Source organism: Planktothrix sp. (genome assembly GCF_046067725.1).
In the GTDB taxonomy this organism is placed as follows: domain Bacteria; phylum Cyanobacteriota; class Cyanobacteriia; order Cyanobacteriales; family Microcoleaceae; genus Planktothrix.
Genome location: NZ_JBJUDF010000328.1, coordinates 1 through 6,460, shown reverse-complemented (window position 1 = coordinate 6,460; position 6,460 = coordinate 1). Strand labels below are relative to the sequence as shown.

Genomic DNA, 6,460 nt, shown 5'->3' with positions numbered 1-6,460 from the left:
TTGTTGATGATCCGAATAAGTTTGTGAAAGTGGGTCAAGTGGTAAAAGTTCGAGTCATGGAAGTTAACGAGAAGTTAAAGCGGATTAGTTTAACGATGAAGCGGTAAGAAATCAGTTAAAATTTTCTTGAAATTAGGGTTTTAGTTCAATTGAATTTAAACCCTAATTATAATAAGATTAAAATGATTTTAGAATCCATTAGAACAGTTCGTTAATCGAGAAAAACGGTTAAATCAAGTTATGGAATTCATGAATTCTGAAGATTAAGTTAAACCTGTAAGTTGCGTACCCGGACTGTAACAGATATTAAGATTTTAATCCGTAACTGAACCCTAGTCTGATGTAGAACAATTCAGTTTATTGTTAAGACTTTAATGAATTTCCAGATTATAGCTGATCGCACTGCCATTATTAATCATAATCACCCCTGATGAGGCTAAAAGATGAACCGAATTCTACCCCAAATTTTGGCTTGTTTTCGCCATCGAGCGATCCGAACAATTTTCATTTTATTCTGTTTAGGGGGAATCGTGCGATCGCTTCCTTATTTTGCCCCGATTCATGCAGAAGATATTCAACAAAAAGATGTTGCCTTTGAATTTAGCGATCGCAATCATTTACCATTAGGAACGGTTTTAAGTTCTGATCAAAATCAGACCGCAATTGTTACATTAAGTCAAGTTTCACCTAATTTTATTAACGGAATTATTGCCGCCGAAGATCAACGTTATTATCAACATGGGGCGATTGATTATATTGCGCTGATTCGCTCTATTTTAGAAGCGTTTCAAGCTAAAAAAATTGTGAGTGGTGCCTCGACGATTACCATGCAATTAGCAAGATTATTAGAACCCGCACCCCGCACATTACCGAATAAGTTTGGCGAAATTTGGTTATCCTGGCGACTCAGTGCTGGAATGAATCAACAACAAATCTTAGAAGCTTATATTAATCGTTTACCGATGGGGGGGAATTTGTATGGCGTTGAAGCCGCAGCAAAAACCTATTTTAATACCTCTGCATCAGAATTAAATTTAGCTCAAGCCAGTTTATTAGCCGCCCTTCCCAATGACCCCACCGACTTAAATCCCTATGATAATTTATTGGGTTTAAAAAAACGACAAAATTATGTCTTAAAGCGTATGGTTGAAGATGGATATATTACTTCTATTCAAGCCGAACGTGCTGCTCAAGAAAAATTAACTTTCCAACCTAAACAACAAGGAATTATTGCTGCACCCCATTTTCTATTTTGGCTGACTGAAAAATTAACCCATTCATCCGCTTCTGATCCTTTGATACAGAACGGATCAACCCATTACATTAAAACCACCCTTGATCGCCCCTTACAGCAATTTATTGAATCTCAAATTCAACAAATTATCATCAGTTTAAAAGACCATAATGTTCATCATGCTGCGGCGATTGTGATTGATAATCATAGCGGAGACGTATTAGCTTATGTCGGTTCTGCTGATTATTTTAATACGGATAAATTAGGGCGAAATGATGGGGTTCAAGCGCTGCGACAACCCGGATCAACATTGAAACCCTTTTTATATGAATTAGCCTTAGCAGAAGGCATCATTCAACCGAATACAATTTTAGCAGATGTGCCAAGTTATTATGGGATTCCAGGGGCAAAACTTTACAGCCCAACAGATTACAGTGAAACTTTTTTAGGCCCTGTACGGGTGCGCGTCGCATTAGCAAATTCCTTAAATGTTCCGGCGGTCAAACTATTAGAAAAAGTGACCGTCCCCGTCTTTTTAGAACGATTAAAACAGTTGGGATTTCAACACTTAATTCATTCTCCTGATTATTATGGTTTAGGATTAAGCTTAGGAAGTGGAGAAGTGAGTTTATGGGAATTAGCAAAGGCTTATTTAATTATGGCTAATCAAGGCAAAATTATTAATCCTAATGTGATTTTAAGTCAATCACAGCTTATTGACCCTAATTTACCATCTATTGATACGGCTGTTCCCTGGCAATTAATCACAAATATGTTAAGTGATCCTCATGCAAGATCCTATTCTTTTGGGATTGATTCTGTGTTAAATTTACCCTTTCCGGTTGCGGTGAAAACAGGAACCTCTTCTAATTATCGAGATACTTGGACGGTGGGGTTTACAACAGATTATACCGTTGCAACTTGGGTGGGAAATTTTGACGGTGAAGGAATGCAAAATGTCTCTGGGGTAACGGGTGCGGCTCCTTTATGGAATCGCATTGTATTATATTTACATGAAACCCAAGAACCTGCTAATTTTTCCAAACCTTTAGGGTTTGTTCAGTTACCCATTTGTGCAACAACAGGGTTACGTCCGACTTCTGATTGTTCGGGAGGGATAGTATTAGAATATTTTGATCTTAAAAGTGTTTCTAAATATCATCAAAAATCACCTCAAATCAAATTAAATTCAGAATATAATGAATGGTTATCTCGACAATCTCATCCGCAGTTAACGAAAAATCAGTTAAAAATTATTTCTCCTCAAGCTGATGATTATTTTGTGATCAATTCAGGAGAAACTTCTGAATTAGAATTTAAAATTACCACCCCATCTCAACAGCCTGTGGAATGGTGGTTAAATGGGAAGAAATTAAAGCTTCAGTCTGCTAATTCTTTCTTTTGGTCATTACAACCCGGACAATGGACATTAACGGTTAAACAAGGAACTCAACAAGATACTGTTGATTTTCAAGTACAAATTGCGGATAAAAAACCCTACCATCGAGGTTTTTCGCTTGTTGATACTAATCAATAGACTTCAAGGATTTATAGCTCTAATAATTGCGAGCCATCTCCTCAAATCAACTGGGTTTTTACTAATTTTTAACTTAGAATATTGATGGGTTTACGATTTCGATCTATGTGTTATTTAGTTGATGAATGTGGAATGACTATTTAACCGTTGAAATCGATTATTTTTGAATCGCTGGGCGAACCAAAATCACCGTACAGTTGGAGTTTTTAGCGATCGCTTCTGGAATATTCCCCTGAATCACTTGTCTTAACATTCCTTCTCGACTCGCTCCTAACAGGATCACATCACATTGATCTTTATCTGCTAAATCAATCACGGCTTCTGATACAGAATCAGAACAAATACGGGTAAAAATGACATCCGTATTTAAACCATAACTTAAATCTTCTGAAGCTTGCTGAAAATCTTTGATTTCCTGTTGAGAAAGTTCCGTTTTTACCACCCGACACAGACGAATATGAGGAGATATACTTAACTTTGTTAATGCGGGTAAAAGCTGCACAGCCACAGAATTTTCTAGGGTATCTCTCACAGGTACTAACCAACGCCGCCAACCCAAAACAGGGCAACTGGCAATATTAAAATTCTCATCAGTTTGAGCAGCATCAGGAATTTGATTGTTTGCCCATTTCACTAACATAACTTGGCAAGGAACTTGACGAATCACGGCATCCATAACGTTACTAAAAATTCGATCAGGAGATGATTTATTTCCATGCCAACCCATTAATAATAAATCAATATGTTCATTTTGAGTTGTTTCTAAAATTGCTTGAGCGACATCATGAGCTACTCGAATTTGAGTATGAACCGAAATTTGTAAATGCTGTCCTAAACGTTCTGCTTGTTGTAATAAACGCCGACTTTTTGTTAACCGAATTGGCGTTTCTGAAGGAGATTGACTATAGGGAATGGTGATGACGGTTAAACATTCTAATTCATAATTTTGTTCTTGGGCGATCGCAATGGCAACTTTTAATAAAGTTGGAGCCGTTTGAGGGTTATATAATGAAACTAATAAACGACCATTTCCCGTTTGTGGCCCCCTCGTTTGATAGGCAATATAAGACGGTTCATAATGTCGTCCGACTTGGGTTGTTTCCCCACTAATTTGACCTAATTCGGCGCGAATAATATCGCTGCGTGTAATAATTCCCACTAAATGATGATGTTCTACAACGGGTAAACGACTGAGTTTATAGTGACCCAATAAATACAAAACATGAGTTAAATTATCATCAGGAGCAACGGTAATCGGTCTGGGGGTCATTAACTGATTAATCGGGGTTTGATCCGGTAATTTGCGACTACTAATTTGTGTTAAATCCGTTTGGCTGATAATTCCCACTAACTTACCATTTTCTACGACCGGAAACCCGCGATGGTGTGATTTTCCAAAAGCTTCAATCACTTGTTCTAAAGTTAAATGATTGGGCAGAGTTTCGACATTTCGTTGCATCACATCGGCTGCCTTTAATTGATCTAAAATGCTATCAATAGATTGATGGGCTTTAAGTTCGATTCCATTTAATTTTAATAACTGATCATACAAAGATTTAGAATCAATTTTTTCAGAAATTAAATAAGCTACAATCGAAGAAATCATTAAGGGTAAGACTAACCCGAAATCCGTTGTAATTTCAAAGACAATCACAACAGCCGTAATCGGGGTTCGCGCCACGGCACAGAAAAACGCCCCCATTCCTGCAAAGGCGAAAATCGCGGGTTGACCAATACCTAACATGAATTCTGATTCCCAACTTCCCACTAAATGACCCAAAGCAGAACCTAACACTAAAGAGGGAGCAAATAATCCTCCCGGTGCACCGGAAATCGCTGCAATTGCTGTTAAAATAAAATGGGCTGTAAATGCTAAAGCACTCGTTTGCCAAGGCAATTCTCCACTTAAAATTAATTCTCGAATTCCTGTATTATTTCTAAAGGAAAGGGGCAATAAAGAGACAACTAAACCTGATAATAAACCAGCCACCGCCATGCGTTGTGGTAATCCCCACTTTAACACCCGACGATTGAATTTTGAACCTGCAATAATACTGCGGCTAAAGATAGTTCCTAAAACTCCCGCAAGAATTCCTAATAAAATAAATAAAGGAATTTCTCTAGCATACAATAATCGATCCTGTACCGTTTCTAATATAATTGTTTTTGTGACATTAACACTGAGTTCTTGACCTCCTAATAAACGGGAAACGACCGCCCCAATAAAAGAGGCAATAATCGCAGGGCCAAGGGTAATTCCTGACACATCATGTAGCAGTTCTTCTACTACAAATAACACCCCCGCAATGGGTGCATTAAATCCGGCGGCTAATCCAGCGGCGGCACCACAAGCAATTAATTGGCGGCGATAATTGGGAGAAGTGGGAACCCAGCGACTAATCCAAGCAGCTAAAGCAGCACCAATTTGCACCGTTGGCCCCTGACGTCCTAATGTTAACCCAGAACCCATCGTAAACATCGTCCCAATGAGTTTAGAAAATGCCACTCGAAAATCAAGAGAAATCGGTTCTCCAGCCAACGCAGCTTTAACTTGTGGAATCCCACTTCCGGCGGTTTCTGGCGCTAATCGTTCGACTAAAAAACCTGTCAATAAACCGCCAATTAATCCCAGACTTGGAAGAAAAATCCAAGGAGGAATCCCCGCATTTAAGGATTCAGAAATTCGCCAAGAACCCAACCATCCAGCCCCTTCTTTTAATAAGAATGCAGCTAAACCGGACACTAAGCCTATTAAACAAGCTTCAATAATGGCATAACGTTTAGGAGTCGTGGGTGATAAAATTTTAGACGACAGAATTGAAATTTCTCTGGGGATAGAGATGCGCCACATAATGAAAATATAATTTTGGGCTATTGTTTAGGATAGCAGTGAAAATACAAATATTTTCATCGATTAAAATTTGTCGCTCTATTCACAAAAGCTACTAATATAACTTCAAAAACTTCGTTGTTAGGCTTCAGCCTACTTAGATCTAAAGCTTAACAACGATTTCTCTCGTTTGCTGAACAGGTGGCTCTGCTTCCTCATTTTTAAGAGGGGGAGTCTTTAGCAGACGTTCTCTGGTAGAACTAGGGAAAGACCGTTAATAATCACCGTTTTTATCAAGTTTAATTCACAGTCTTTTTGACGGAATTTCTGATCAAAGAAGCAATAGCCATCATTAATTAAAGATTTTTCAGGAAGGGACGTTGAAATAGAGGCAGGAGATATTGTTGGGTTCCTTCTAAAATTTTTTGTAGTTTAGTTTCCGAGGCTTTCATCTTTTTAGGAAGATTTCAACTAAAATTATCTAAGGCTTGATGTTAGCGGTTAACAACTAAGGCCATTTTTCTAGCCCTCTCTCGTTGGTTAGATTAATACGATAAAATCTAACTTTTTTCCCATTATCATCTTATCCCTATGGCAATTTTACATGGAAGTTGGTGCATTACGCCGAGTCGGTCTTTCTTTTTGTGGGGGGAAACCTGGCGGCGAGTTACCTCTGAGTCCCTGACTGATGAACCCATTCTTCCTTATCCCTTTGCTTTAACTGAGACTGAACTTTCGACTCAACCGATTTTACAAAATCTAGGGTTATCAAAGGTTTTACCTAATCTATTATCGGAAAAAATTATAGCATTACCAACAGATATTTCTGAAGATTTTGGAGAACTCAAACCCATTTATT

The 6,460-nt window shown here is 38.1% G+C and carries 4 protein-coding genes; 3 read left to right on the top strand and 1 reads right to left on the bottom strand.

All coding sequences use genetic code 11. The features are described from left to right. Both ACKPEB_RS20360 and pbpC read left to right on the top strand, forming a co-directional pair. A partial coding sequence (locus tag ACKPEB_RS20360) for a S1 RNA-binding domain-containing protein (RefSeq protein WP_408966832.1) occupies positions 1–107 on the top strand: 107 nt, incomplete at its 5' end. A gap of 336 nt (positions 108–443) precedes the next feature. Beyond that, entirely contained in the window at positions 444–2,771 is a 2,328-nt protein-coding gene (gene pbpC / locus ACKPEB_RS20355; RefSeq protein ID WP_408966831.1) for a penicillin-binding protein 1C, read from the top strand. Between the two features lie 157 nt (positions 2,772–2,928). Here pbpC and ACKPEB_RS20350 read toward each other — a convergent pair whose 3' ends face one another. Continuing rightward, a complete protein-coding gene (locus tag ACKPEB_RS20350; protein WP_408966830.1) occupies positions 2,929–5,622 on the bottom strand; it encodes a chloride channel protein in 2,694 nt (897 codons plus the stop codon). 570 nt (positions 5,623–6,192) lie between these two features. Here ACKPEB_RS20350 and ACKPEB_RS20345 point away from each other — a divergent pair. After that, positions 6,193–6,460 (top strand): hypothetical protein (locus ACKPEB_RS20345; RefSeq protein ID WP_408966829.1); only part of this gene is annotated, 268 nt, incomplete at its 3' end.

What these genes read in the sequence shown, in the direction of transcription:
- pbpC (WP_408966831.1), top strand. Translation starts at nt 444, where the DNA reads ATGAACCGAATTCTACCCCAAATTTTGGCTTGTTTTCGCCATCGAGCG.
- ACKPEB_RS20350 (WP_408966830.1), bottom strand. Translation starts at nt 5,622, where the DNA reads ATGTGGCGCATCTCTATCCCCAGAGAAATTTCAATTCTGTCGTCTAAA.